The sequence below is a fragment of the Streptomyces sp. NPDC000348 genome (assembly GCF_042898795.1).
In the GTDB taxonomy this organism is placed as follows: domain Bacteria; phylum Actinomycetota; class Actinomycetes; order Streptomycetales; family Streptomycetaceae; genus Streptomyces.
On record NZ_JBIAZD010000009.1, the window covers coordinates 122,321 to 147,903 of the forward strand.

The 25,583-nt window shown below is 72.5% G+C and carries 20 protein-coding genes; 9 read left to right on the forward strand and 11 right to left on the reverse strand.

What is annotated here, in order from left to right; all coding sequences use genetic code 11:
* Positions 1-130: 130 nt before the first annotated feature.
* From ACFY3N_RS19280 to ACFY3N_RS19290, 3 genes are all read right to left on the reverse strand, one after another.
* A complete protein-coding gene (locus ACFY3N_RS19280) occupies positions 131-1,222 on the reverse strand; it encodes an NAD(P)-dependent alcohol dehydrogenase (protein WP_390817891.1) in 1,092 nt (363 codons plus the stop codon).
* On the reverse strand, positions 1,219-1,716 hold the full coding sequence (locus ACFY3N_RS19285; protein ID WP_390817892.1) for a DUF4334 domain-containing protein: 498 nt from the start codon (positions 1,714-1,716) through the stop codon (positions 1,219-1,221). Before ACFY3N_RS19285 ends, ACFY3N_RS19280 begins: the two co-directional genes overlap by 4 nt.
* A gap of 116 nt (positions 1,717-1,832) precedes the next feature.
* On the reverse strand, positions 1,833-2,585 hold the full coding sequence (locus ACFY3N_RS19290; protein ID WP_390817893.1) for a TetR/AcrR family transcriptional regulator: 753 nt from the start codon (positions 2,583-2,585) through the stop codon (positions 1,833-1,835).
* Between the two features lie 259 nt (positions 2,586-2,844).
* Between ACFY3N_RS19290 and ACFY3N_RS19295 the strand changes: the two genes are divergently transcribed.
* The 6 genes from ACFY3N_RS19295 (at position 2,845) to ACFY3N_RS19320 (ending at position 11,713) form a co-directional block, all read left to right on the forward strand.
* On the forward strand, positions 2,845-3,999 hold the full coding sequence (locus ACFY3N_RS19295) for a CaiB/BaiF CoA transferase family protein (protein ID WP_390817894.1): 1,155 nt from the start codon (positions 2,845-2,847) through the stop codon (positions 3,997-3,999).
* On the forward strand, positions 3,999-5,024 hold the full coding sequence (locus ACFY3N_RS19300; protein WP_390817895.1) for an LLM class F420-dependent oxidoreductase: 1,026 nt from the start codon (positions 3,999-4,001) through the stop codon (positions 5,022-5,024). The genes ACFY3N_RS19295 and ACFY3N_RS19300 overlap by 1 nt, the downstream gene beginning before the upstream one ends.
* The gene (locus ACFY3N_RS19305) at positions 5,024-6,169 is read left to right on the forward strand and encodes an acyl-CoA dehydrogenase family protein (protein ID WP_390817896.1); all 1,146 of its coding nucleotides are present in this window, start codon (positions 5,024-5,026) and stop codon (positions 6,167-6,169) included. Before ACFY3N_RS19300 ends, ACFY3N_RS19305 begins: the two co-directional genes overlap by 1 nt.
* Positions 6,170-6,246: 77 nt before the next feature.
* Positions 6,247-7,461: an acetyl-CoA C-acetyltransferase gene (locus tag ACFY3N_RS19310; protein WP_390817897.1), complete on the forward strand. Its 1,215-nt coding sequence runs from the start codon at positions 6,247-6,249 to the stop codon at positions 7,459-7,461.
* A gap of 47 nt (positions 7,462-7,508) precedes the next feature.
* Positions 7,509-9,692, forward strand: a complete 2,184-nt coding sequence (locus tag ACFY3N_RS19315; RefSeq protein WP_390817898.1) for a 3-hydroxyacyl-CoA dehydrogenase NAD-binding domain-containing protein — start codon at positions 7,509-7,511, stop codon at positions 9,690-9,692.
* A gap of 194 nt (positions 9,693-9,886) precedes the next feature.
* Positions 9,887-11,713 (forward strand): AMP-dependent synthetase/ligase, encoded by a 1,827-nt coding sequence (locus ACFY3N_RS19320; protein WP_390817899.1) that lies wholly within the window; start codon positions 9,887-9,889, stop codon positions 11,711-11,713.
* Positions 11,714-11,812: 99 nt separating this feature from the next.
* Here ACFY3N_RS19320 and ACFY3N_RS19325 read toward each other — a convergent pair whose 3' ends face one another.
* On the reverse strand, positions 11,813-12,952 hold the full coding sequence (locus tag ACFY3N_RS19325; RefSeq protein ID WP_390817900.1) for an acyl-CoA dehydrogenase family protein: 1,140 nt from the start codon (positions 12,950-12,952) through the stop codon (positions 11,813-11,815).
* Positions 12,953-13,084: 132 nt separating this feature from the next.
* On the opposite strand from ACFY3N_RS19325, the gene ACFY3N_RS19330 reads away from it, so the two are divergent.
* Positions 13,085-13,711: a TetR/AcrR family transcriptional regulator gene (locus tag ACFY3N_RS19330; protein ID WP_390817901.1), complete on the forward strand. Its 627-nt coding sequence runs from the start codon at positions 13,085-13,087 to the stop codon at positions 13,709-13,711.
* Positions 13,712-13,775: 64 nt separating this feature from the next.
* Here the strand turns inward: ACFY3N_RS19330 and ACFY3N_RS19335 are convergent, their stop codons facing one another.
* The 4 genes from ACFY3N_RS19335 to ACFY3N_RS19350 form a co-directional block, all read right to left on the reverse strand.
* Positions 13,776-15,281, reverse strand: a complete 1,506-nt coding sequence (locus ACFY3N_RS19335; RefSeq protein ID WP_390817902.1) for an aldehyde dehydrogenase family protein — start codon at positions 15,279-15,281, stop codon at positions 13,776-13,778.
* Positions 15,278-16,219, reverse strand: coding sequence for an oxygenase MpaB family protein (locus ACFY3N_RS19340; protein WP_390817903.1), 942 nt, complete (start codon positions 16,217-16,219; stop codon positions 15,278-15,280). Before ACFY3N_RS19340 ends, ACFY3N_RS19335 begins: the two co-directional genes overlap by 4 nt.
* Before the next feature lie 102 nt (positions 16,220-16,321).
* A complete protein-coding gene (locus tag ACFY3N_RS19345; protein ID WP_390817904.1) occupies positions 16,322-16,474 on the reverse strand; it encodes a hypothetical protein in 153 nt (50 codons plus the stop codon).
* 400 nt (positions 16,475-16,874) lie between these two features.
* Positions 16,875-18,818: a S41 family peptidase gene (locus tag ACFY3N_RS19350; RefSeq protein WP_390817905.1), complete on the reverse strand. Its 1,944-nt coding sequence runs from the start codon at positions 18,816-18,818 to the stop codon at positions 16,875-16,877.
* Positions 18,819-19,241: 423 nt separating this feature from the next.
* Here ACFY3N_RS19350 and ACFY3N_RS19355 point away from each other — a divergent pair, with 423 nt between their 5' ends.
* On the forward strand, positions 19,242-19,997 hold the full coding sequence (locus tag ACFY3N_RS19355; RefSeq protein WP_390818089.1) for a BTAD domain-containing putative transcriptional regulator: 756 nt from the start codon (positions 19,242-19,244) through the stop codon (positions 19,995-19,997).
* A gap of 184 nt (positions 19,998-20,181) precedes the next feature.
* Here ACFY3N_RS19355 and ACFY3N_RS19360 read toward each other — a convergent pair whose 3' ends face one another.
* From ACFY3N_RS19360 to ACFY3N_RS19370, 3 genes are all read right to left on the reverse strand, one after another.
* A complete protein-coding gene (locus ACFY3N_RS19360; protein ID WP_390817906.1) occupies positions 20,182-22,386 on the reverse strand; it encodes an endonuclease in 2,205 nt (734 codons plus the stop codon).
* 424 nt (positions 22,387-22,810) lie between these two features.
* Positions 22,811-23,323 (reverse strand): hypothetical protein, encoded by a 513-nt coding sequence (locus ACFY3N_RS19365; RefSeq protein WP_390817907.1) that lies wholly within the window; start codon positions 23,321-23,323, stop codon positions 22,811-22,813.
* Between the two features lie 160 nt (positions 23,324-23,483).
* Positions 23,484-24,101, reverse strand: coding sequence for a hypothetical protein (locus tag ACFY3N_RS19370; protein ID WP_390817908.1), 618 nt, complete (start codon positions 24,099-24,101; stop codon positions 23,484-23,486).
* A gap of 573 nt (positions 24,102-24,674) precedes the next feature.
* Here ACFY3N_RS19370 and ACFY3N_RS19375 point away from each other — a divergent pair.
* Entirely contained in the window at positions 24,675-25,577 is a 903-nt protein-coding gene (locus tag ACFY3N_RS19375; RefSeq protein ID WP_390817909.1) for a universal stress protein, read from the forward strand.
* The last annotated feature ends 6 nt before the right edge of the window (positions 25,578-25,583 follow it).

Below are 25,583 nucleotides of genomic sequence, written 5' to 3' on the forward strand. Positions count from 1 at the left end.
CACTTCCCGCGTGCTGTCCCGTCCCGCGATGCGAACGGCTCGTGCCGACGGCCGGCGCGGCGGGCGGCCGCAGGTGTTCCGGTGGGACAGGCCGTCCGGAAACCGCCGTTCCCGCTGCCGGAGCGGCCGGTCAGGCGAAGGTGAGGACCGGCTTGACCACGCCGCCGTCCCCCATGGCGGCCACGGCCGCGCCGATGTTCTCGAACGGGAACGTGGTGACCAGCCGGTCGAGCGGGAAGCGGCCGTGCCCGTACAGACCGATCAGCTCGGGGATGAAACGGCCGGGGTCGGAGTCCCCCTCGATCACCCCGTGGACGCGGACGCCCTTGGCGAGCAGGCCCATCACGTCGAACGTCACCTCACCGCCGAGGCCGAGGAGGGCGAGCCCGCCGCGCGGGCGCAGCGCGCCGACGGCCCGGCGGGCCATCTCCGGACGGCCGGTGGTCTCGACGACGTGGTGCGCGCCACCGCCGGTGAGGTCGCGCAGCGCCGCCACCAGACCGTCCCCGGGGGCCAGGGCCGCCCTGGCGCCGAGTCCGGTGGCCAGGGCCCGGCGGGGGGCGACCGGGTCGACGGCCACCACCGGGTCGCAGCCCACGGCCACCGCGGCCATCAGCGCGCTCAGCCCGACCCCGCCCGCGCCCAGGACGACCAGCGAGGAGCCCGGTTCGGGGCGCAGCCGGTTGAGCACGGTGCCCGCACCCGTCTGGCCGCTGCAGCCCAGCGGCGCGGCGACCGCGGCCGGCAGGTCGGAGGGCACCTTGACCACGCCGCGTTCGTGGACGACGGCGTGGGTGGCGAAGCTGGACTGGCCGAAGAAGCCGGCGTGGAGCGGTGTGCCGTTCAGGGAGAGCGGTGTGGTGCCGTCGTCGCGTCCACCGGAGAAGTTCAGGGCCTGCGCGGCGTGGCAGTAGGCCGGGTGGCCCGCCGCGCACTGCTCGCAGGCGCCGCAACTGGCGAAGGTGAGGCAGACGTGGTCCCCCGGCGCGACACCGGTCACCTCCGCGCCCACCGCCTCGACCCGGCCGGCGCCCTCGTGGCCGAAGACCATCGGGGTGAGCCGCCGGGGCCAGGTGTCCCGCATCCCCAGGTCGGTGTGGCAGATGCCGACCGCGGTCATCCTCACCAGCACCTCGCGCGCCCGCGGGTCCTCCAGGTCCGCCTCCCGGACGGTGAACGGGGCACCCGGCACCTCGGTGACCGCGGCGCGGACTCGTCTCACGAGCCCTCTTCGGTACGCGGGCCCTCGGGGACGCGCTCGAGGAAGAAGTAGAAGAAGGGGCCCTCGGCGGGGACTCCCTTGGCGTTCATGATCCCCATCAGCGTGGTGCCGTCCACCTGCTTGAAGTGGTCGAGGACCGGCTGGCCGTCATAGACCATGGTGGCCGTCGGCTCACCGCGGAACTCGACGGTCCACAGGCTGGCCTCGCCCTTGCCGAGCTCGCGGTTGGAGTACAGCCCGCCCGTCGCGTCACGGCACATCAGCGGTTTGACGTCGTGCACGGAGACGAACTTCTTGCCGTACCAGCCGGCCTTCGCCAGCATGCCGTTGAGGGGGTGGCCGGTGCGGAACTCGCCGCCCTTCCAGTCACCGAGTATGTCCTCGGGACGGACGGCGGCCAACGCCGCCCAGATCCGGTCGAGTTCGGAGGGGTCGACCGGGCCGTCCTGCTCCCTGAGCTCCTGGAACCGGGCGCGGGCCTCGAGCACGTCCATGCGGGGTGTCCTCTCGTCGGTGCTGACACGGTGGAAGGGGAACGTCGGGATGCCGCCGGTGCGGTACGCGCCGGAGACGGCCGCCCCGGCCGGCGGGAGCACGGTGCCCCGCCGCGTCACCGGGCGGGGTGCGGGGCGGAACCCCCGGGGGCGGAACCCCCGGGGGCGGAGGCCCGGGCCGGGGAGGGGGGCCGGAGGGAGGTGCGCCGTGGGAACGGCGGTGGCGGGCCGCCGGTGACCGCGCCGGGGTGGCCCACGGTGCCGAGGCTCAGCAGCACGTGGCGTTCGGCGACCTCCTCCGCGGTGAGCGGACCGTCCTCGCGGAACCAGTTGGCGACCCCCTGGCACATGACGAGCACCGAACGCACCGCGTCGGCCGGGATCGGTGTGGTGAACACGCCCTGCGCGCGGCCCGCCTCGACCGTGTCGAGCAGCATGTGCTCGAGGTAGTCGCGCAGGGCGACGTAGCGGGCCCGGTTCTGGGGCTCCAGGCTGCGGATCTCGGTGTCGAGGAAGGCCAGTTGCCGGCGGTGGGCCATGTAGAGCACGATCGACTCGATCATGCCGCAGAAGCGCGCCAGCGGATCGTCCCCGGCCTCCCCGGCCGCGGCCCGGCAGCGGTCCAGGACGTCCTTGATGGACGTCTCGAGGAGCGTGGCCAGCAGGGCCTGCTTGTTCTCGTAGTGGTAGTACAGCGCGGGCACGGTGACGCCGACCCGGCCGGCGATGTCCCGGACCGAAGTGCCGTGGTAACCGTGTTCGTTGAAGGCCTTCATGGCGTGCGTCAGGATCGGGTGCAGGTCGAGCGGCCCGTAGGAGCGCCAGTGCTCCGCCGGTGGTGTGGTGTCCTGGCTCGGCGCGGTGTTCAACGACTCTCCTCGGGACGGACGGCGATCGGCGACATCGTACGGCCGTGGATCCGGCACACTCCCTTCCGACTGCTTAGCGCTCGTTCAGTAAACCTGGCGTCCGGTGTCCGCTCCGGTGTCACTTCCCCGGAGCCTATCCGCAAAAACCAGTGCTGCAGGAGGAGTTGACCGACCGGCTTCACGCTCCTACTTTTTAGCGAACGCTCAGTAAGTCCCCGGTCGACGACGGTGAATCCGTCCCGTGCCGAGAAAGGAACCCATGAGCCAGTACTCCACCGACCGTCCCGGCCGCCATGTGGCGGGCCCGCTGGACGGCGTGCGCGTGGTCGAGCTGGCGGGGATCGGGCCCGGTCCGTTCGCCGCGATGCTCCTCGCCGACCTGGGCGCCGACGTGGTGCGCGTGGACCGCCCCGGTCCCTCGCCGCTCGGCGGTGACCCCGCGCACGACGTGACCAACCGCAACAAGCGCTCCGTCCTGGTCGACCTCAAGTCGCCCGAGGGGCCGCGGACGGTGAGGGCGCTGGCGGCGCGCGCCGAGATCCTGGTGGAGGGGTACCGGCCCGGTGTCGCGGAGCGGCTCGGGGTCGGCCCCGAGGAGTGCATGACCGACAACCCCGCGCTGGTGTACGGCCGGATGACCGGCTGGGGCCAGCGAGGACCCCTCGCGTCCCGGGCCGGCCACGACATCGGCTACCTCGCCACCGCCGGCGCCCTGTCCATGATCGGCACGCCGGACGGACCGCCCGTCGCCCCCGTCAACCTGCTCGGCGACTACGCGGGCGGCTCCCTCTATCTGACCACCGGCGTCCTCGCCGCGCTGCTCACCGCCCGCGCCACCGGCCGCGGCCAGGTGGTGGACGCCGCGATCGTGGACGGCGCCGCACACCTCACGGCCATGTTCTGGGGCATGCTCGCCGAGGGCACCTGGCAGGACGCCCGCGGCCGCAACCTGCTCGACGGCGGCTGCCCGTACTACGGCGTCTACGGGACCGCCGACGGCGGCTGGATGGCGGTCGGAGCCCTGGAACCGCAGTTCTACGCGGTGTTCGTCTCCCTGCTGGGCCTGGACGGCGAGGACCTGCCGGACCGCACCGACCCGGGCAACTGGCCCAAGCTGCGTACCGCGTTCACCTCCCGGTTCAAGACCGCCACCCGTGCGGAGTGGACGGCCGTCTTCGAAGGCACCGACGCCTGCGTCGCGCCCGTGCTCTCGCTGCGCGAGGCGGCCGGCCACCGGCACCTGGCCGGGCGGGGCACCTACACGGAGGCGTACGGCATCACCCAGCCCGCTCCCGCCCCCCGTTTCTCCGGCACCCCCGGAACCCTCCGCCTCCCCCCGGCCCTCCCCGGCGCGCACACCCCCGACGTGGCCCGCGACTGGGACGTGCCCGAACTGCTGAAGGACCACCGCTGATGGAACTGTCCTCACCCCTGGCGTACGCCGGCGATCCGCGCACGGCCGCCGACCAGGCCGCCCTCATGGAGGCCGCGGGCCTCGACGCCGTCTGGGTGGCCGAGGCCTACGGCTTCGACTCCCCGACGATCATGGGATACCTCGCCGCGAAGACCAAGCGGATGCGGATCGGCTCGGCCATCCTCAACGTCTACTCGCGCACCCCCGCGCTGATCGCCCAGACCGCGGCCGGACTCGACGCCCTCAGCGGCGGCCGCGCCCTCCTCGGCGTCGGCGCCTCCGGGCCGCAGGTCGTCGAGGGCTGGCACGGCCGCCGGTACGACCGCCCACTGGGCCGCACCCGCGAGGTGATCGAGCTGTCCCGGCGGATCTGGCGGCGCGAGGTGATCGAGCACCACGGCATCACCGACCTGCCCCTGCCGCCCGGGCGGGGCACCGGCCTCGGCAAGCCGCTGAAGCTGCTGAACCACCCGGTCCGCGACACCGTCCCGGTCTACGTCGCGGCGCTGGGCCCCGCCAACGTCCGGATGACCGCCGAGATCGCCGACGGATGGCTGCCGTTCCTCTACGTCCCCGAGCACGCCGACAAGGTCTGGGGCCGCTCCCTGGCCGAGGGCGGAGCCGCGCGCGACCCCGCGCTCGGCCCGCTCTCGGTCGTGGCGGGCGGCCCGCTGGCCATCGGGGACGGCGCCGAGGCCGTCCGCGACCTGATGCGCCCCACCGTCGCCCTCTACGTCGGCGGCATGGGCGCGCCCGGCCGCAACTTCTACCACGACCTGGTCTGCTCCTACGGCTACGAGGCCGCCGCGGCCGCCATCCAGGAGCACTACCTCGCGAGCCGCAAGAAGGACGCGGAGGCCGCCGTGCCGGCCGAACTGCTGGAGCGGCTCTGTCTCGCGGGCCCCGAGGGCTACGTCCGCGACCGCGTCGAGGTCTTCCGCCAGGCGGGCGTGACCATGCTCAACATCACCCCCGTCGGTCCCGATCCGGCCCGGCTGATCGAACGCGTGAGGAGTTGGCTGTGATGTGGGAACGCGACCTGTACGGCCCCGACCACGAGGCCTTCCGCGAGACGGTGCGGACCTTCCTCGCCAAGGAGGTGGCCCCGCACCACGAACGCTGGGAGAGGGACGGCGTCGTCGACCGCGAGGTGTGGCGCTCGGCGGGACGCCAGGGCCTGCTCGGCATGGCCGTCGCCGAGGAGTACGGCGGCGGCGGGAGCGACGACTTCCGGTACAGCGCCGTCCTCATCGAGGAGTTCGCCCGCGCCGGCGCCTCCGGGCTGGCCCTGAGCCTGCACAACGACATCGTCGGCCCGTACCTGACCCGGCTCGCCGACGAGGAGCAGAAACGCCGCTGGCTGCCCGGGTTCACCTCCGGCGACCTCGTCACCGCCATCGCCATGACGGAGCCCGGCGCCGGTTCCGACCTGCAGGGCATCCGCACCACCGCCACCGACCGGGGCGACCACTACCTGCTCAACGGCACGAAGACCTTCATCTCCAACGGCATCCTCGCCGACCTCGTCGTCGTGGTGGCCCGCACCACCCCCGAGGGCGGAAGCGGGGGGCAGAGCCTGCTCGTCGTCGAGCGCGGCACGGAGGGCTTCGAACGCGGCCGCAACCTCGACAAGATCGGCCAGAAGGCGCAGGACACCGCCGAGCTGTTCTTCACCGACGTGCGCGTCCCCAAGGAGAACCTGCTGGGCGAGGAGAACCAGGCCTTCACCTATCTCATGGGCAACCTCGCCCAGGAGCGGCTGGCCATCGCGCTCGGCGCCGCCGCGGCGGCCGAGGAGATCCTGGACGTCACCACGCGGTACGTGAAGGAGCGCGAGGCGTTCGGAGGAGCGCTGGCCGGGCTCCAGCACATCCGCTTCGAAATCGCCGAGATGGCCACCGAGGCCGCGGTCACCCGGACCTTCCTGGACCGCTGCGTCACCGAACACGGCCGGGGCCGGCTCGACGCCGTGCACGCCTCGATGGCCAAGTGGTGGGCCACCGAACTGCAGAAGCGGATCGTCGACCGCTGTCTCCAACTCCACGGCGGCTACGGCTACATGAGCGAGTACCGGGTCGCCAAGGCGTTCCTCGACAGCCGTGTCCAGACCGTCTACGGCGGCACCACCGAAATCATGAAGGAGATCATCGGCCGCTCGTTGCTGCGATGAGCGCGGGCCGATTCCCCACGACGGCCGGTGTGCTGCGTTCGCGGCTTCCCGCAGACCCGACACGGAAGGCACCCAAGGTGAGCACCGAAGCGTACGTGTACGACGCGATCCGCACCCCGCGCGGTCGCGGCAAGGCGGGCGGAGCCCTGCACGGAACCAAGCCGATCGACCTGGTCGTCGGCCTGATCCACGAGACCCTCCGGCGTTTCCCGGACCTCGACCCGGCGGCGATCGACGACATCGTGCTCGGTGTGGTCAGTCCGGTGGGCGACCAGGGCGCTGACGTCGCCCGCACCGCCGCCGTCCTCGCGGGTCTGCCGGAGACGGTGGCGGGCGTGCAGGAGAACCGCTTCTGCGCGTCCGGGCTGGAGGCCGTCAACATGGCCGCCATGAAGGTCCGTTCGGGTTGGGAGGACCTGGTCCTGGCAGGCGGCGTGGAGTCCATGTCACGTGTCCCGATGGGCAGCGACGGCGGCGCCTGGTCACTGGACCCGCGCACCGCCCACGCCACCGGATTCGTCCCCCAGGGCATCGGCGCCGACCTGATCGCCACTCTGGAGGGCTTCTCCCGGCACGACGTGGACTCCTACGCGGCGCTCTCCCAGGAGCGGGCCGCCGCCGCGTGGAAGGACGGGCGCTTCGACCGCTCCGTCGTCCCCGTGCGGGACCGGGGCGGGCGGCCGGTCCTCGACCGGGACGAGCACATCCGGCCCGGCACGACGGCCGAGGGCCTGGCCGGGCTCAAGCCCTCCTTCGCGCAGGCCGGCGAACTGGCGGGCTTCGACGCGGTGGCGCTGCAGAAGTACCACTGGGTGGAGCGGATCGACCACGTCCACCACGCGGGCAACTCCTCCGGCATCGTCGACGGCGCCGCCCTGGTCGCCGTCGGCAGCGAGGAGGCCGGCGAGCGTCACGGCCTGACGCCGCGTGCCCGGATCGTCTCCGCCGCGGTCTCCGGGGCCGATCCCACCATCATGCTGACCGGGCCCGCCCCCGCCTCCCGCAAGGCGCTCGCCAAGGCCGGCCTGACCGTCGACGACCTCGACCTCGTCGAGATCAACGAGGCGTTCGCCGCCGTCGTCCTGCGCTACGTCAAGGACATGGGGCTGTCCCTGGACAAGGTCAACGTCAACGGCGGCGCCATCGCCATGGGGCACCCCCTCGGCGCCACCGGCGCGATGATCCTCGGCACCCTCGTGGACGAACTGGAGCGCCGCGACCTGCGGTACGGGCTGGCGACCCTGTGCGTCGGCGGCGGCATGGGCATCGCCACCGTCGTCGAACGCCTCTGACCGGCGGCCACCTCCGCAGCCGTCCACCTTCACGGGAGACCACAGCCATGGACACCACCGCACGCCCCTCCACCATCCGCTGGGAAGAGTCCGACGACCACGTCGTCACCCTCGTCCTCGACGACCCGGACCAGTCCGTCAACACCATGAACGCCGCGTTCATCGACTCGCTGGACGCCGTCGCGGCGCGGCTGGCGGAACGCCGCGACGCCATCCGGGGCGTCATCGTCACCTCCGCCAAGAAGAGCTTCTTCGCCGGCGGCGACCTGCGCGACCTGATCTCCGTCACCCCCGGGACCGCCGGCGCCTCCTTCGAGGCCGGCATGCGCGTCAAACGCTCGCTGCGCGTCCTGGAGACACTGGGCAAACCGGTCGTCGCCGCGATCAACGGCGCGGCGCTGGGAGGCGGTTACGAGATCGCCCTGGCCTGTCACCACCGGGTGGTGCTGGACAGCCCGGCCGCCCGCGTCGGGCTGCCCGAAGTCACCCTGGGCCTGCTGCCCGGCGGCGGTGGAGTGACCCGCACGGTCCGCATGTTCGGTGTGGTGGACGCCCTGCGGAAGGTCCTCCTGGAGGGCACCCAGTACGGGCCGGCACGCGCCCTGGAGGCCGGCCTGGTCGACGAGATCGCCGCCGGGCCGGACGAACTCCTGCCCCGCGCAAGGGCGTTCGTCGATGCCCACCCGCAGTCCGGGCAGCCCTGGGACGCCCCCGGGTACCGCATCCCCGGCGGCACCCCCGCGCACCCGGAGCTGGCCGCGCGGCTCCCCGCCCTCACCGCGACGCTGAAGAAGAGGACGGGGGGCGCCCCGCACCCGGCCCCGCGCAACATCCTCGCGGCGGCCGTGGAGAGCTCCCAGGTCGACGTGGACACGGCCTTCGTGGTGGAGGCCGGATACCTGACGGAACTGGTCACCGGGCAGATCACCAAGAACATGATCCAGGCGTTCTTCTTCGACCTGCAGGCGGTCAACTCCGGCGCCGGCCGCCCGAAGGGCGTCGCACCGCGCACGGTGACCAAGGTGGCCGTGCTCGGCGCGGGCATGATGGGCGCCGGCATCGCCCACTCCTGCGCCAGGGCGGGCATCGACGTCGTGCTGAAGGACGTCTCCGCCCAGGCGGCGGCGCGGGGCAGGGCCTACTCCGAGAAGCTGTGCGCCAAGGCCGTCTCGCGCGGCGGCTCGACGCGGGAGGAGGCGGACGCCCTGCTGGCCCGCATCACCCCGACCGCCGACGTCCGGGACCTGGCCGGCTGCGACGCGGTGATCGAGGCCGTCTTCGAGGACACGGGCCTCAAGCACGAGGTGTTCCAGGAGGCACAGGAGGTCGTCGCCCCGGACGCGCTGCTGTGCTCGAACACCTCCACCCTGCCCATCACCGTCCTCGCCAAGGGGGTGGAGCGGCCCCGGGACTTCATCGGCCTGCACTTCTTCTCACCGGTCGACAGGATGCCGCTGGTGGAGATCGTCAAGGGCGAGAAGACGGGGGAGGAGGCGCTGGCGCGGGCCTTCGACCTGGTGCGGCGGATCCACAAGACGCCGATCGTGGTCAACGACTCGCGCGGCTTCTTCACCTCCCGCGTCATCGGCCGCTTCATCGACGAGGGCGTCGCCATGGTCGGCGAGGGCATCGAACCCGCCTCCGTCGAGCAGGCCGCCGCCCAGGCCGGCTATCCGGCCAAGGTGCTCAACCTGATGGACGAGCTCACCCTCACCCTCCCGCGCAGGATCCGGGAGGAGACCCGCCGCGCGGCCGAGGCGGCGGGCCGCAGCTGGCAGCCGCACCCGGCGGACGCGGTGGTGGACCGCATGATCGACGAGTTCGGCCGCCCCGGACGGTCCGGCGGCGCGGGCTTCTACGACTACGTCGACGGCAGGCGCGCAGGGCTCTGGCCGGGGCTGCGCGAACACTTCACGGACCCCGCGAAGCAGCCCGCCGACCTGACCGAGATGATGGAGCGGATGCTTTTCGTCGAGGCGCTGGACTCGGTGCGCTGCCTGGAGGAGGGCGTCCTGACCTCGGTGGCGGACGCCAACATCGGCTCGCTGCTCGGCATCGGCTTCCCGCCGTGGACGGGCGGCGTGCTGCAGTACATCAACGGGTACGAGGGCGGGCTGCCCGGCTTCGTGGCCCGCGCGCGCGAGCTGGCGGGGAGGCACGGCGAGCGCTTCGTCCCGCCCGCACTGCTGCTGCGCAAGGCCGGGCAGGGCGAGACCTTCACCGACTCCTGATCCGCTCCGAGCGCCCCGGCGCCACCGCACCTCCTGAGCACCGGCCGGTTCCCGTGGGCGGGGCGGCCCCGCCCTTCCCCGGGGTCCGGGTCCACGGGCGGCCCACCCCGGCTCCACCAGGCACGCCCGCAGGGACTTCCCCCGGCCCCGGTCTCCCAGACGTCCCCTTCCGACCGACCCGCAAGGAGGCCCCGATGACCTCGGCACCCCGCACCACCGGCGACCTGCCCGACCGGACCCTGCCCCGGCTGCTGGCCCGGAACGCCCGCGAGTACCCCCGGCTCCCCGGCCTCTCCTGGCAGTCGACGGACCCGGACGGCGGCGGCGACTGGCTGACGTTCAGCTGGGCGGAGATCCACGAGCGCACCCGGAGCCTCGCCGCCGGCTACCGGGCCCTCGGCGTCGGCCGCGGCGACCACGTCCTGCTGATGATGTCCAACCGGCCCGAACACTGGCTGTCAGACCTGGCGCTGGTCCGCCTCGGCGCGGTCCCGGTCAGTGTCTACGGCACCGCGGCCCCCGAGCAGATCACCCACATCGCCCGCAATTGCCGGGCCCGCCTCGCCGTCGTGGAGGGGGCGGCGCAGGTCACCGTGTGGGAGCCGCTGCTGGCCGACTCCGGCACCCCGCTGGAGCGGCTGGTGGTGGCCGAGGCGGGTGCGGAGAACGGCCACGTCCCGTACGCCGACCTGCTGCGCGAGCCGGTGCCGGAGCGGTTCGCCGAGGAACTGGACACCGCCCGCCCCGAGGATCCGCTGACCGTCGTCTACACCTCCGGCACCACCGGCGAGCCCAAGGGCGTCGTCCTCACCCACCGCGAGGTGATGTCCAACGCCCTGGCGCTGGACGCCGTGGTGGAGCTGCCGCCGCACGTGGAGCACATCTGCTACCTGCCCTTCGCCCACATCGCCGAGCGCATGCTGGGCCTCTACCTCCCCTGTCACCGGGCCTCGCACGTGTATCTCTGCGCCGACCCGGCGCGCGTCGGCGAGGTGGTGCGCAAGGTGCGCCCCGCGCAGTTCTTCGGCGTGCCGAGGATCTGGGAGAAGCTGTCCGCCGCCGTGCGGGCCGTCCTGTCGCTGATGCCGGCCGAGCAACGGGACGTCATCTACCGGGCGTTCGAGGTGGCCCGCGAGCACGTCGGGTTCCGCGAGCGGGGCGAGACGCCGCCCGCCGGGCTCGAGGAGCGCTACGCCCGCGCCCGCGAGGAGGTGCTGCTGCCGCTGCTGGCCGCGGGCGGTCTGGACCGGGTGACCTGGGCGGCCAGCGCGTCGGCGCCGATGTCGGTCGACGTGGTGAGGTTCTGGGCCGGGTTCGGCGTCGTGATCATGGATGCCTGGGGGCTGACCGAGACCACCGGCGTGGCCACCAGCAACAGCCCGAAGACCGGTTTCCGGCTCGGCTCGGTGGGACGCCCGGTGGAGTCCGTGGAGATCCGCGTCGCCGGGGACGGCGAGATCCTGGTGCGGGGCTCCTCCGTCTTCTCCGGCTACCTCCAGCCGGACGGCTCGGTGCGGTCCGCCCTGGACGCCGAAGGCTGGCTGGCCACCGGCGACATCGGCCGGATCGACGAGGACGGCTACCTCTGGCTCACCGACCGGAAGAAGGAGATGATCATCACTTCCACCGGCAAGAACGTCTCACCGGCCCTGGTGGAGAACGCGCTCAAGGAACACCCGCTGATCGGCCAGGCGATGGTGCACGGCGACAACCGCTCCTACCTGGTCGCCCTGCTGGTGCTCGACGCGGAGGCCGCGCCGGCCTGGGCCGCGGCCCACGGCGTCGAGGCGGACGGGGGACCGGCCGGGCTGGCGCGGCACCCCGCCGTCCGGGCGGAGGTGGAGCGGGCGGTGGCCGCCGCCAACTCCCGGCTCAACCGCACCGAGCAGGTCAAGCGGTACGAGCTGCTGGCCGAGGAGTGGGGTCCGGCGACCGGTGAGCTGACGCCGTCGCTGAAGATGCGGCGCCGGGTCATCCGGGACAAGTACGCCGACCGGCTGTCCGGGCTCTACCAGGACTGAGCCCCGGGCCGCGTTCCTTCCGCGGCCCCGCGCCTCCCGCGCACGGAAGGCGGCCGCCCACCCCCGTCCGGGGTGGGCGGCCGCCGTGTCCGGGGCGTCTCAGAGGCCGTAGGTCTTGCCGATGACGTCCCGCTGGATCTCGCTGGTCCCGCCGTAGACCGTGGAGACCACCGCGGCCCGCAGGTGGCGCTCCATGTCGAACTCCGTGGTGTAGCCGTAGCCCCCCATCATCTGCATGCCCTCCAGGGCGGCCCGCTTGGCGATTTCGGTGGCCTTCAGCTTGGCCATGGACGCCTCGCGCGGGAACAGCCGGTCCGGCTGCGCGTCGCAGTCGAGGGCCACCTCGCGCACCAGCAGCCGGGTGCACTCGATCTCGGTGGCGAGATCGGCGACCCGGTGCCTGAGCGCCTGGAAGGAGCCGACGGGCCGCCCGAACTGCTCGCGTTCGCGGACGTAGGCGACGGCGTCGTCGAAGGCGCGCCGTGCCAGGCCCAGCATGTTCGCGGCCAGGAAGAGCCGCTCGTAGTTCAGGCCGGCCATCAACTGCCGCCAGCCGCCGTCGACCTCCCCGACGACGGCGTCCGCGGGCAGCCGCACGCCGGTGAGGAAGACGTCGTTGACCTCCCGGCCGCCCATGGTCCCGATGCCCCGCACCTCCACCCCCGGGGTGTCGGCGGGCAGATGGAACATGGTCAGACCGCCGTGCTTGTCCTCGCCGGTGCGGGCCACCAGCAGAATGCTCTTCGCGCAGTGGGCGTTGGAGATCCATGTCTTCTGGCCGTCGATCACCCACGTACCGTCACCCTCCTGCCGGGCGCGGCAGCGCAGCGCGCCGACGTCCGACCCGGCGCCCGGCTCCGACATGGCGATGGACAGGACGTCACCGCGCACGGCGCCGGTCAGCACCTCGCGCCGCTGCCGTTCGGTGCCGAACCGCTCGTACGCCTTCGCGGTGATGACGGTGGTGATGAAACCCCCGCACGGGACCATCCCGTACGAGGTCTCCTCCAGGAAGAGACAGGCGTCGGCCAGTCCGCCCCCGGAGCCTCCGTACTCCTCGGGCAGGCACACCCCCAGCCAGCCCAGGTCGGCGATCCTTCCGTACAACCCGGGGTGGTGGGCCTCCCGGCCACCCCCTGTCAGCGCGTCACGCCGCTCTCGGGTACCGCACTCGCGCTTGGCGAAATCGCGTATGGTCGCGGCGAAAGCGGCCTGCTCCTCGGTGAGTCGACTGCCCATCAGGTCCTCCGGGGTCCGGTGCCGGTCGGCGGCTCGGTCAGGGTCGGGCAAGCAGGATGAGTGAGTTACAGAGATACGATAGTTGTTTCACGACATCCCGGGGAGCCGTTCGCCGGTATCGTGAGAAGCACCATGAGAACTGACACGAACGACTCGTGGCTCGCCCGGGCCCTCGCCCAGCCGGAGCCGGAGGACCACATGGCGCGGCGGATCCTCGACGCCGCGCTGGAGCAGTTCACCCTCCTGGGGCTGCGCCGCTCCTCCGTGGACGACGTCGCCAAGCGGGCCGGGGTCTCCCGGGTCACCGTCTACCGGCGCTTCCAGACCAAGGACAAGCTGGTCGAGGAGACCCTGCTGCGCGAGCTCAGCCGGTTCTTCCAGCGGCTGGACGCGGCGGTGGCGGCGTTGCCGACCATGAAGGAGCGGGTCGTCGAGGGCTTCGTGGTCGCCCTGCGCCACACCCGCGCCCATCCGCTCTTCGGCGGCCTGCTGCGCCTCGAACCCGAGGTGGTGCTTCCCTACCTGACCGTGCAGGGCAGTTCCTCGCTCTCCGCCACCGTCGAGTACCTGACGGCCCATCTGCGCCGTGCGCAACAGGCCGAGGGCCGTCCCGACGAGGACCCGCGTCCGGTCGCCGAGCTGATGGTGCGGGTCGCCGTCTCCTTCCTGCTCAACCCCGCCAGCTGCATCGAGATGGAGGACGAGGACCAGGCCCGGGCCTTCGCCCGCCGCTACCTCGCCCCGCTGCTGGAAGCCTGACCGGCCCGGCCCGGCCCGGGCCGCCCGTTCGGACGGGTCCGGGCCGGCGGACGCCGTACGCCGTTCAGCGGCGCCGGTGCAGTGCCCGGGCCAGCCGCACGGCGCGCTCCCGCGTGGCGGCCGGCACCCCGAAGGAGGTCAGCGCGATCGGCGGGGCGAACCGCTGCACCGTCGTCGACTGCACGGAGGTGAAGGCGCGCAGCCCTTCCGCGCCGTGGATCCGCCCGAAGCCGGAGTCCTGCGAACCGCCGAACGGCAGCGCCGGCACCGCCGCGAAGCCAAGCACCGAGTTCACCGACACCGCCCCCGCGCGCAGGCGCGCCGCGATCGCCGCCCCGGCGCGCCCGCTCCGGCAGAACACCGAGGCCCCCAGGGCGTAACGCGAGGCGTTGGCCCGCTCCACCGCCTCGTCCACGTCGGCCACCGGGTTGATCGCCACGACCGGCCCGAAGGTCTCCTCCGCCATCGCCGCCGCGTCCTCCGGAACGCCGGTCAGCACGACCGGCGCGACGTACGGAGCGCGAACCGACTCGGGCCCGCCCAGCAGGGCCCGCGCACCCGCGGAGACCGCACCGGTCACATGCCGCTCGACGACCGCGACCTGGCCCGGCAGTGTCATCGGGCCGTAGGAGGCGTCCGCCCCGCCGCCCGGGCGCAGCGCCCCGGCCCGCTCGACCACCCGCTCGCACAGCGCCGCGTGGATCTCACGCACCGCGTAGACGCGCTCCACCCCCGCACAGGTCTGGCCCGCGTTGCTCAGCGCGCCCCACACGATCGCGTCGGCGGCCGCCTCCAGGTCCGCGTCCGCGGTGACGATCACCGCGTCCTTCCCGCCGCACTCGGCGAGGAACGGCGTCAGCGACTCGGCGCACACCGCCATCACCTTGCGGGCCGTCCCCGGCGAACCGGTGAACGCCAGTTTGTCGACCCCGGACCGGGCCAGGGCGTCCCCGGTGGACGCCGCGCCGGTGACGGTGGTGAGCAGCCCGGCGTGCCCGGGCACGGCGGCGTCGAACAGCTCGGCGAGCAGGACCCCGGTGCCCGGAGTCAGCTCGGACGGCTTGAAGACCACGGCGTTCCCGGCGGCCAGGGCGTAACCGATGGAGCCCATCGGGGTGTACAGGGGGTAGTTCCAGGGGCCGATCACGCCGACCACGCCCAGCGGCCGGTGCACCAGCGAGGCCCGCTGGTGGACGGTGAACAGACCGGTGCCCACCTTCCGCCGGCGCAGCACGCGCCCGGCGTTGCGGGCGGCCCAGCCCAGGTGCTCCAGCGTGAGCACGACCTCCAGCGCGGCGTCACCGGCCGGCTTGCCGGTCTCCTCCGCGATGGTGCGGGCCACGGCCTCCAGGTCGGTGGCGAGGGCCTTCTTCCAGCGCAGCAGGTGGTCACGGCGCCGGGACGCGGGCAGCGCCGCCCAGCCGGCCTGGGCGCTCCGGGCCCGGGTCACGGCGCGGGAGACCTCTTCCGGCCCGTCCACCGGGTGCTCGGCGATCGGCTCGCCGGTCGCGGGGGAGTACGTGGTGAAGGTCGCGGCGCGGGGTGCGGCGGCCGGGGCGGTCTCGGTCATCGGGTCTCCTGACGGGGAACACGGGGGGCGGACGACTGCGCCGGAACGGAGGCCCCCTCCGGCGACGCCTCGTCCCGGAGCGGGGCCGGGGGACGGGAGTGCGCCCAGTGCGGACCCAAGTCGTCCAGGGTCCAGCCGAAGGGGTAGGTGCGCGCCTTGGGCTTGCGCGGTAACCACTCCGGCCGCGCGGGCAGCAGGCGGATCAGCGCGGCCCGGGCGCGGAGCGCGCGGTGGACGGCGATCCGCAGCCGGCGCGGCTCCGGGCGGAAGCCGAGCGCCGTCAGCAGCGGTTCGTCCAGGACGGCGAGCGAAACCCGGGACGCCAGCCGCCGTACCGGGGCCGGGTACCAGGAGGCCAGGACCCGCAGGGTGGCCGCGGCGACCCTGCGGTTGGCGGGGTCGTACGCGAACATCTCCCGCTCGTAGTCGTCGTGGAGCCGCTCGAACGCGGCGTAGGTGCCGGGCACGCCGGAGATGCCCATCATCTCGCCCATCCGCCGGCCCACCAGCGCCAGGCTCTCGGTCTCCTGCTCGGACAGGCGCCGCCAGCCGAACCGGTCGATCCACCGCTTCGGCCCCACCACCGTGGTGGCCAGGACGTAGAGGAAGTCCTCGTTGGGGATCCGGTAACGGCCGTGTATGCGGTTCAGGTGGCGGGCGGCCGCCCGGCCGTGCTCCGAGCCCATCCCCTCGCGGACCATCTCGTAGGTGATCAGCACCGTGTCGTCGTACCGCTTCTGGCCGGCACGTTCGAACTCCTGGGTGCGGTCCAGGAGCCGGGAGATGCGCGGGACGCCGTAGTCGCGCAGGAACGCGATCGACGTCCCGTGGAGGTAGTCGCGCGGGAACTCGTAGTGGGTGATCCACCGGTAGATCTGCTCGAAGTCCTGCTGCGGGTCCATCTGCCTGATGCGACGGAGTCGACTGTAGCGGCCCATGGTGATCCCTCCTGTCGGAATCTCGGCCACCGGCTCGCGGTGCGGGGGAGCGCCGACGTTCGGGCGGGGACGACGATGCCGCCGGTGAGCCGGGTGACGTGGCTACGCGGTGCCGCGGATGGCGAAGGTCGTGAAGGCTTCCCCCGTGGCGGCGAAGGCCCTGGTGCGGGGGGCGGGCGTCATGGCGCTGCGCCTCCGGCGCGTGCGGCCCTCTCCGGAGCGGATCGTGGTGGCGCCGGCCGCGCTGGAGTCCATGGGGAGCACCCTCCTTGTGAATCGAAGATACTGAAACTATTGAGTTGTATCATCGGGCGTCAATACTCCGGACGCGACGGAGACGCGGAAGCGCCCGAGGCCGCGGCGTCGACGACGACGTGGGTCCGCGCGCCGGCACCGGGCCGACCGGTCTCGGCATCGGGCCGACCGGTCTCGGCATCGGGCCGACCGGTCTCGGCATCGGGCCGACCGGTCTCGGCATCGGGCCGACCGGTCCCGGCATCGGGCCGACCGGGCCGGCCCACACGTTCATCGGGAACCGGTGGTCGGGCGAGGAAGCACCTTCCTGTGGTCACGGACCGGGACGAGGGCGCCGCCTGCGGGCCGCAGCCACTCGGCACACGGGAGACGGCCTGCTCACGGCCTTCCGCGGCACGCTTCAGGGGAGCTGTGCCGTCTTGCTGGCGACCAACCGGCCGGCCTCGAAGCCGTCGATGCGGGCTGCCCGGGCGGCTGCCGAGGCGGGCACCGTCACATCGGCTCGGCCTTCGGTGAGATCGGCCGACGCGTACGGTCGGCGGTCGACGTAGACGTCCACGCGATCGACGTTCGTCGCCTCCACCTTCAGCTTCAGGGAGCCGTCGACGGAAACGGCGTCCGTGACGGACACGGTGTGCGGCTCCCGGTCCTCGAGGAGCAGGCCCGCCCGGTCGAAGAGATCGGCGTTGTCCTCCAGGAGGTCCCGGCGGGTCATCCGGTGCAGTTCGTCGGGGACGACACCCAGGTCCTCCACGGGCGTGCCGGACAGGGCGCCGACCCGGAGGGTGCGGCGGACGGACACGCGCATGCCGGCCCCCTTCGGCAGCGGTACGTACGGCGTGGCCCGGTCGCCTTCGAGGAGGTCGGAGAGGAACTGGTGGGTCCATACATTGGCACCGCCGGCGCCGGTGTTCTCGTCGGTACCGAGCACGGGACCGATCCGGTGATCCTGGAAACCGGCGGCGAAGATGTCGGTGGCCGAGTAGCAGCGTGCGTTGGTGATGAGGACCACCGGCCCGAAGTACTGCTGCCCGATGGCGTTCGCACCGTCCTCGGGGGTGAGGGGGAAGGCGCTCGAGAAGGCGGCGCCAGTCTCGACGGCCTGTTCCAGGGAGGGGACCCAGGAGCCCAGGTCGATGCCGGAGGAACCCTGGTGCCTGCGGCAGATGCGCAGGTTGAGCGGGGTGTTGACGAACTGCACCGGCTCGGGGGCGATCCGGCGGGGGGTGAGGACCTGCAAGGCGAATTCGGCGGCGTGGATGTGACCGCCGCCGTTGTCCCGGACGTCCACGACGAGCCCGTTCTGGGGCAGCTGTCCGATGAGGCGGACGAACTCCCGGAGGAACCGCACCGGGTCGTCCACGTTGAACGTGAAGATGCGGATGTGGCCGAACCGCCCGGAGGGCGTGTCCACGTGCCGGGCCTTGAACACCTTGGGCATGAACGTGGCGATCTCGTCCGGGCGCAGTCCGGGCGCCGGTTCGTCGGCCCGGACGGCCTGTTCCTGGGCGACGACCCGGGGGGCGAAGAGCAGCACCTTGGCCCGGCCCGCCTCGTCCGCGTCGAGGTCCAGGCCCTGGGCCAGGGCCGCGGTGCTGATCGCGTCCGCGTTCACCAGGGGAGGCAGGTTCTCCACGATCCGCCAGTTCTCGCGCAGTTCACGCGGCGTGCCGCTCTCGTCGACGTAGCTGACGGTCACCCATTCCTCGAAAGGAGGCAGGTGGATGCGCAGCGGCCGCACGGTCAGCGACTGGATGCCCCGGCTGCGCCGGGCGGGGGCGTTGCTGCCGGCGAACCGGGCCGCGTTCAGGTCGACGGCCGCCGAGACGGGGATGCCGCTCCAGTGGGTGATCTCGACACCGGGCGTGAAGCCGGGTGCGGAGAAGCCCTCGGCCACATGGGTGACCATGAAGTGAGGACCCCGCGCGTCCGTGTACTGCTCGACGAGGAACGGCAGGAAGGCGATCCTGCCCGTGAAGGGCTCGGGAAGCAGGTAGTTGGTGTGGAGATCCCTGAGCGAGTGGAAGACCTCCGACATCTCGGCGTGGAAGAGCCACTCCGGCGGCATGGTCTGCGGCGTCTGCCGCTCCAGGCGCCGGCGCAGCACCCGCAGGCGCTGGACCGGGTTCACGGCGTGCATCGCGGTCTTGAGCGGCAGATGGACGTAGTTCTGGTCCAGCAGGACGAGTGCCTGATCGACGATGAGGCGGCGCTCCTCCAGGGTCAGGGTGCCCGCGCCTTCGAGGAAGCTGCTCAACGGCTGCGAAGTGGCCAGGTGGGCGCGGACCGGTTCCGCGGCATGCTGGATGAAAGTGGGTGTCCTGTCCTCGGTCAGGCCCGTCATGATGTCCTCCGGAGCATGGGTTGGACGGACTCGGAAGGGCCGCCCCACGGGAATCGGCGGCAGCCGTACAGGGGGCGGCACGTCCGCGCCGATGTCACCGGCCGCGGGAATCGGCCGCCGCCGACGCGGTCGTCGTGTCCGACGCTACGGAATCACCGTCAGCGCGACGTCATCCTGGCGTCATCGACCCGGGAGACGCGCTCGGGGGACGGTGCCGTCCGACGACCACGAGAAGCCGTGCGTGCCGTCGCCGGGCGGGGTTGCACAGCGCGGACGAGGGTCTGAAACTGGTAGTGACCGCCTCCTCGGAGGACACGGCGCGTCCCCGGGACCACACCCGGGGGACCGGCGGTGACGGCGCACCGTCGACGAGGCCGGGCAGCCTCCGGAAGTGCGTTCACGCGGCACACTGTGAGCGAGGCGATGAACTCGGTGTCTCCTCCCCAACTGCGGTTGCTCGGCCAGTTCCGGCTGGAGCTCGGTACCGGGACCGTCGAACTGTGCCGCAACGGCCAGCGGTTGCTGGCGTTCCTGGGGCTGCGGGGCCGGGTGTCCCGCACGGTCCTCGCCGGCGCGTTGTGGCCCGAGGTCACCGAGGAACACGCCCGGGGCAGCCTGCGCACCACCTTGTGGAAGCTGCCGCACGGGGAGCCGCCCCTGATCGGGTGCCGCGGAGACGCACTGCTGGTCGCCCCGGCCGTGCGCGTCGACGTCCACCTCCTCACGCGGACGGCGCTCGACGTGCTGGAAGACCGCGGTCCGCCCTTTCGTACCCGTCCGCCACTGGGACTCCTGACCGGAGAGGACCTGCTGCCGGGGTGGGACGAGGAATGGGTACTGGTGGAGCGTGAACGCCTGCGGCAACTGCGACTGCACGCGCTCGACGCGCTGGCCGAGGCCCTGATACGGCAGGGCAGGCCGGCCCTGGCGCTGGAGGCCGCCTGGGCCGGCGTGCGCACGGAGCCCCTGCGGGAGAGCGCGCATCGGGCCATCGTGTCGGCGCATCTCGCGGAGGGCAACATCAGCGAAGCGGTGCGCCACTACGACGCGTTCCGCCGGTTGTTGAACGAGGAACTGGGCGTCGCGCCCTCGCCGCGGTTCGCCCGGATGCTTCCCGAGCGGTCACCGGCGCGGACCACGCCACGGAGCCGGGACCGCCTTCGAGGGCGGCCCCGGTGATCGCCGGTGCTCTTCGGCTCCTCCTCCACGGCTCCGGCGGAGCCGGTCCTCCGCCTGTCCCGGCAGGTCGCGGCACGGACCACTCCGCGCCGCGACCCGGGGCTCCGCCGTTCTCCCGGGAGTGACGCGGCTCTCCGCCGGAAGCCGCCGCGTACCGGGGACCGGCCGGGTCCCGGCGCAGGGTTCAGGGCCAGACGCCGGAGAAGTCGATCTCGCGTGCCCACTCGGGGTGGTCTATCAGCGGATTCCGGTTGCCCTGGATCTCCGCGATGGCCGCGTTGCGGTGCAGTTCGTACTCGGTGACCGCCTCGCTCTCGTGCCACTGCAGCAGGACCGGCAGCCGGTCCTCGGGGAACTCGCGCGCCGCGTCGCCGACCTGGCCCGGATAGCGGAGCAGGAAGTACAGGGTGGCACGGGCGACCGCGCCCTTGCCCTCCCGCGGTTCGAACCCCACCGTCTCGCGCATCCCGCAGGCCTCCCGGACCGCTTCGTGGAAGTCGGGGAAGTCGAAGTACGGGAAGTTGCCGCGGAAACTGTTGCAGCCCACCTCGCACGCGAACAGATGGTGCAGGTCGCCCCGCATCGGTTCCTTCCTGGCGAACCACGACTGCGGCACCACGTGCTCGCAGTTGAACGGCATGGACGCCTCCAGGGCGTCGAACTCCGCCTCGAACTCGGCCGGACCCGCCGTGCTCTCCTGCAACAGGAGTTCCTCCACTCGGGCCAGCCGGGCCTCCGCCACGGCCGCGTCCGCCCGTATGAGCTCCTCGGCGGAGAAGTCCTTGCCCGAGTAGACGCTGCGCAGCCGGCCGTCCTTGTGCAGGTCGACCCACGGGTACACCAGCCTCATCGGCTGGTACCTGGGCCGGGGCTCGTGGGTCTTCGTCAGCAGCGTGGTCAGCGCACGGCGCAGGGCGTCACCGTCGCCGGTGCCGACGTGCGCGTAGTACGCGTCGCGTGCGGCGAAGTCCGCGGCCCGGTCGTAGTAGGGGCGTTCCCGCGTGAGCCGATGATTGAGCAGGGCCGCGTCGACGTCCTTCTCGACCGCCGACACGACGTCCGGCCTTCCGGCCGGGGGCGCCTGCGGCGGGGCCTTCGGCGTCGGTGCGAGCGCGGGCAGCGGGGTGAGGAGGGCGGCCTGCGAGGACAGGGGCGCATCGAAGCCGAGGGTGATCCGCAGCGGGACGGTGAGCTGGGTGGTGCCGTCGGCCGCCTGCGTCCGTTCTTGCGCCCGGGCCTGTGAGCCGTCGGTCCCCGGCCGGGTGGACCCGCCGTTGGGGGAGGGCGTCGCAGGGGCGCTCTCCGTGGGGGACGGAGTGAGCCCCGTGGTGAACACCTCGTCCCGCAGCCGGGCCGCCTCACCGGACAGCGGCACCTCGTGCAGAGCCCGCAGCACGCGGCTGATCCGCACCCCCTCGTTGGCCCGCCAGGCCAGTTGCTGCTCGCCCATCTCCGGCCGCCACACCGTGCCGTCGATGCTCAGCGGCCGGCCCTCGGCGTCGGTCTTCGGGACGGCCGAGTGGTGCAGTGCGACGACCTCCCACTGATCGTTGAAGACCGCGGAACCCGACGAGCCCTCGCGGGTGTCGGACTCGTAGTGCAGGAAGCGCTCCAGCACGTCGACGATCTGGTTCTCGCGCAGCGCGATCTGCTTGGGTTCACCCCGGGGGTGCTGGATGATGTTGACGAACTCCCCGATGACGACCTTCCCCTCGGCCTCGCTGAGGACCAACCGGCCGAACGACGACAGGTCCTCGCCCCGAGAACCGTGCGGGGCCACCGCGACGAGGCTGTAGTCCAGCGCCCGGTCGGTGACGAAGAACCGGAGCGGTTCCAGCGGGAAGACCGCCGGTACGAGCGGCCTCCCGTCGATGCCGTCCTGGAACGCGAACGCGACCTCGCTGCGGCTCGCCTCCTCCGTGTCGCGCAGCACGTGGTTGTTGGTGAGCAGCAGGGAGGGGGACACCATGAAGCCGGTGCCGTGTCCGCCTCCCGGTCCGTTGATGGTGATCCGGCCGACCGAGCGGGAGACCTGGACGCCTTCCTCCAGGAACGCGACCGGGGTGAGGTTGTTGCGTCCGATCAGGCGTTCCAGTCCCAGCATTTCGCCGGTGAAGGCCTCCGGGGGCAGGCGCAGGGTGCTTCCCGCGCTGCTTGCGGGTTCCGTCGGCGTCCGCTCGATCGCCCGGGCCATGGCCCAGTCGGCGCCGAGGCGCGCCAGCCGCTTTTCGACCCGCTCGGGTGTGTCCGCGTACAGCGGGCCACGCCTCTCGAGAACGGATCGGTTCTCCTCCCGCCTTTCGGTTCGGTTCGCGTAGCGTGCCGCGGCCATCGTCAGTTGCGACAGATGGTCCGACTCTCGTTCGGAAGCGATTTCCGCCGTGGCCATGATCCGCCTCCTGGCCCGGTCTGATGCTGGCGGTGGTGTCTGAGACACGGTTCTGAGGCAGAAAGGACGGCGTTCGGACGAAGGCGTCGGCTCTGCCGGGGAATGCGCGCGGATGATGTACGGCGCACTGCTGTTCGTGAAGTTCTCCTGCTACCGATGCTTGCAGATGGGAGATGCATGTGCAAAGGAGTGGGAGATCACCGCCCGGCAGTACTTGAACTGTGTACGACCGCCGACGACTTCGTCGCCGCCCTCCGGCCGCCGGCTCCCGGCGGCCCTCGGCACGCGCCTGCCACGACCGGGTCAACTCCTCGACCCCACCGGGGGTCTCTCCGGCGCCCGGGCACGGGTTCGCGCGACGGTCGAAGCGGTAGGGGCGGATCCTGTGACGGCGGCGGCGTGGATCACCGGCCCCCGGCCGCTGTCAGGCAGGGGTGATCCGCCCGTTGTCGATGCGGAAGTTCGCGGTCGGTGAGCAGCCGATCGATGGCGTGATCAGCAGGCTGACGGCGACCGGTGCGGGCTCCGTGCCGGAGGTGGAGAACTCGCACACCGCGTGGCGGCCGGTCAGCGGGAACCAGAACCAGGAGTCCGCCTCGCCGACCGGAGCGCGGTCCGACTCCCTCCACGCGCCGTCCTCGAAGGTGAAGACCTGGAGCTGCACGGATGCCGCGAGCGGATCGGTCCGCGACCGCAGGGCGGTGAGTGTGAACGTGAAGTCCCCGTCCAGCACCGATGTGGCGATCCGCCGGCGTTCCGTTGTCCGGGACCCGGTCTGCGTCTCCTTCCCCTGACCGGCCGTCGGACGGGTCTGCGGGTCGGCAGGCGACGGGTTCGGCGGACCCCCGGTGGTCGCGCCGGCCGTGACGAGGGCGGCCGTGGCGGTGGCCGCCAGGGTGACGCCCCAACCGGTGAGTGTGCGGGAGTTCTTGATCACGACGTCTCCATGGGGGTGAGGGGTGCGATTTCCCGAGGCGCCGCGCGTCGTCTCCGCATGGGCGCGCTCACGGCGGCAGGGACTTTCCGGTACCTGGTGAGGGCCGGCACCGTCCCTTTGGCCACCGCGTCCGGGACGGCGTCGACACCATCCGACGCGGCTACTTGCCGGGGAAGGACGAAGGCACGGGCCCCGGCACCTCGGACGGACCGCGACCGTCCCCGGCCCGACGAGGCCGCACGTCGGAAACCTCGAACGTGAGGTCCCAGGTCGCCGGCGTCAACAACCGCTGCGTCATCTGGCCGTGCGCCTCACGGAACTCCCCGGTGCCTCCGGTGATCGCGTTGACGACCGGGAGCGGTGCCGGAATTCCGGTCTGCTCGCCCTGGACGGTGATCTGACCTTCCGGCAGCGCCGCGGTCGACGTGCACTGTCCCGCGTTGCGTTCGAGGTCGGTGACGACGCAGAACCCGCCGAAGCGTCCGACGGAACGTTTCTCGGCTCCCTCGGCCGACGCCAGATCCCCGCTGAAGACGAACTGGTCGCCGACACTGCGGCCCGTTGCGCCCAGGTCGATCTCCTCGCCGACTTGCAGCCGGGCCTCCACGCGGATGACGCGGCTTTTCGCCGATGAGCCGCCGTCAGGGCGGGCTGCCGCGGTCGAGGTTGACTTCCGGGGAACCACGTCGGCCGACGCGGATCCGATGAGAGCGAGCCCGGCAGAGCAGCCGAGGACCCCAACGGCGAGGAATATGAAGGGGCGGCCGGCGAAGCCCATGGTTGCCTCCGTGTGTGTGGGAACGAACGGGGTCGGTGCCGCCCGGGCTTTGCCCGAAGCCGATGCGGCCGGACGGCGAGGTGGTGGGTCGGTCGACAGGAGGAAGGCGCCAGAGCATTTCCGGGGACCGTGGGCGGGAACACACGAGAAGGCCCGCGGAATCACCGGGGAAGTGCGTCATGCTCGCTCGGGTCGTGGCGAATCCCGTCCGAATCCATTCATGACAGGCCCTCCGTCCGGTGGAAACGCTAATGACAGCCGTGGCCGCGTGCTCAACAGAACGCCGGAAAAGGAGCCATTGGAGTGCATTTCCCGGGAGTGGGGGACAAGGACTTCGCATCGGGCGGGTCCGTCCGGTGAGGCGCGCAGGACCGGCCCGCCGTCCTGCGCACCCCTCACGCACTCGGCGTACCGCGGGGACCATGGACCGTCAGCCCTGCCGGCACCACGCCCCGAAGACCGGTGGTCATGGGGGCCCTTCGGCCCACGGCCGGGGACCTGCGGTCTCTGCACCATGACGTCCCCCCGTCGGCATCCTGGGATCGGAGAACCCCGGCTCAGGAGGTGGATGTCATGTCCCGCACCGTCACGGTGGGCTTCGACGGCTCGCTCGAGAGCCGTGCCGCCGCCGAGTGGGCGGCCCGTGAGGCGGAGCTGCGCGGTTCGCGGCTGCTGCTGGTGCACGTCTGGGAACCCGTTCCGCCGCCCGTGGCGGAGGCGCCGCTCATGGGCGACACCCACAGGCACTGGAGTGAGCGTCTTCCGCGCGAAGCGGCCGCGGGACTCCGCTCGCGCCACCCGGGGCTGGAGGTGGCCGTGGAACAGATCCCCGGACACGCCGTGGACGTGCTCCCCGAGGTGGCCGGGGACGCCGGGCTGCTGGTCCTCGGCTCACGCGGACTGAGCGGAGTCGGGGGCTTCCTCGTCGGGTCCGTGGGCATGCCGGTGATCGCCCGTACCGGGACGCCGGTCGTTCTCGTGCGCTCCGGCGGGCACGCCGCGGGCGAGTACGAGAGGCGGCCCGCGGGCACACCGCCCGCGGCCGCCGCGTACCGGCCCGTCGTGCTCGGTCTCGACGCCGACCACCCCCACGACTCGGTGATCGCTTTCGCCTTCGAGGAGGCCGCCCGCCGCGGCACCGCGCTGAAGGCCGTGCACGGCTGGAACCTGCCGCCGTACTACGCCTACGCCGTGCCCGCCTACCCGGCGCTCATGGCCGATCCGGGCGGTCGGCAGGCCACCGCCCTGGCCGCGGTCCTGAGCCCCTGGCGGGAGAAGTACCCGGATGTCGAGGTGATCGAGGAGTCGCGCTCCGGCAGCCCCGCCGACCGGGTGATCGACGCCTCCCGCGAGGCCTCGCTGGTCGTCGTCGGCCGGCGGATCCGGCGCAGCCATGTGGGCACCCGCATCGGACTCGTCACTCATGCGGTGCTGCACCACGCCGCCGTCCCCGTCGCCGTCGTCGCGCACGACTGAGCGCCC

What these genes read in the sequence shown, in the direction of transcription:
- ACFY3N_RS19285 (WP_390817892.1), bottom strand. Translation starts at nt 1,716, where the DNA reads ATGGACGTGCTCGAGGCCCGCGCCCGGTTCCAGGAGCTCAGGGAGCAG.
- ACFY3N_RS19295 (WP_390817894.1), top strand. Translation starts at nt 2,845, where the DNA reads ATGAGCCAGTACTCCACCGACCGTCCCGGCCGCCATGTGGCGGGCCCG.
- ACFY3N_RS19300 (WP_390817895.1), top strand. Translation starts at nt 3,999, where the DNA reads ATGGAACTGTCCTCACCCCTGGCGTACGCCGGCGATCCGCGCACGGCC.
- ACFY3N_RS19305 (WP_390817896.1), top strand. Translation starts at nt 5,024, where the DNA reads ATGTGGGAACGCGACCTGTACGGCCCCGACCACGAGGCCTTCCGCGAG.
- ACFY3N_RS19315 (WP_390817898.1), top strand. Translation starts at nt 7,509, where the DNA reads ATGGACACCACCGCACGCCCCTCCACCATCCGCTGGGAAGAGTCCGAC.
- ACFY3N_RS19320 (WP_390817899.1), top strand. Translation starts at nt 9,887, where the DNA reads ATGACCTCGGCACCCCGCACCACCGGCGACCTGCCCGACCGGACCCTG.
- ACFY3N_RS19325 (WP_390817900.1), bottom strand. Translation starts at nt 12,952, where the DNA reads ATGGGCAGTCGACTCACCGAGGAGCAGGCCGCTTTCGCCGCGACCATA.
- ACFY3N_RS19330 (WP_390817901.1), top strand. Translation starts at nt 13,085, where the DNA reads ATGAGAACTGACACGAACGACTCGTGGCTCGCCCGGGCCCTCGCCCAG.
- ACFY3N_RS19335 (WP_390817902.1), bottom strand. Translation starts at nt 15,281, where the DNA reads ATGACCGAGACCGCCCCGGCCGCCGCACCCCGCGCCGCGACCTTCACC.
- ACFY3N_RS19340 (WP_390817903.1), bottom strand. Translation starts at nt 16,219, where the DNA reads ATGGGCCGCTACAGTCGACTCCGTCGCATCAGGCAGATGGACCCGCAG.
- ACFY3N_RS19345 (WP_390817904.1), bottom strand. Translation starts at nt 16,474, where the DNA reads ATGGACTCCAGCGCGGCCGGCGCCACCACGATCCGCTCCGGAGAGGGC.
- ACFY3N_RS19350 (WP_390817905.1), bottom strand. Translation starts at nt 18,818, where the DNA reads ATGACGGGCCTGACCGAGGACAGGACACCCACTTTCATCCAGCATGCC.
- ACFY3N_RS19355 (WP_390818089.1), top strand. Translation starts at nt 19,242, where the DNA reads ATGAACTCGGTGTCTCCTCCCCAACTGCGGTTGCTCGGCCAGTTCCGG.
- ACFY3N_RS19360 (WP_390817906.1), bottom strand. Translation starts at nt 22,386, where the DNA reads ATGGCCACGGCGGAAATCGCTTCCGAACGAGAGTCGGACCATCTGTCG.
- ACFY3N_RS19370 (WP_390817908.1), bottom strand. Translation starts at nt 24,101, where the DNA reads ATGGGCTTCGCCGGCCGCCCCTTCATATTCCTCGCCGTTGGGGTCCTC.
- ACFY3N_RS19375 (WP_390817909.1), top strand. Translation starts at nt 24,675, where the DNA reads ATGTCCCGCACCGTCACGGTGGGCTTCGACGGCTCGCTCGAGAGCCGT.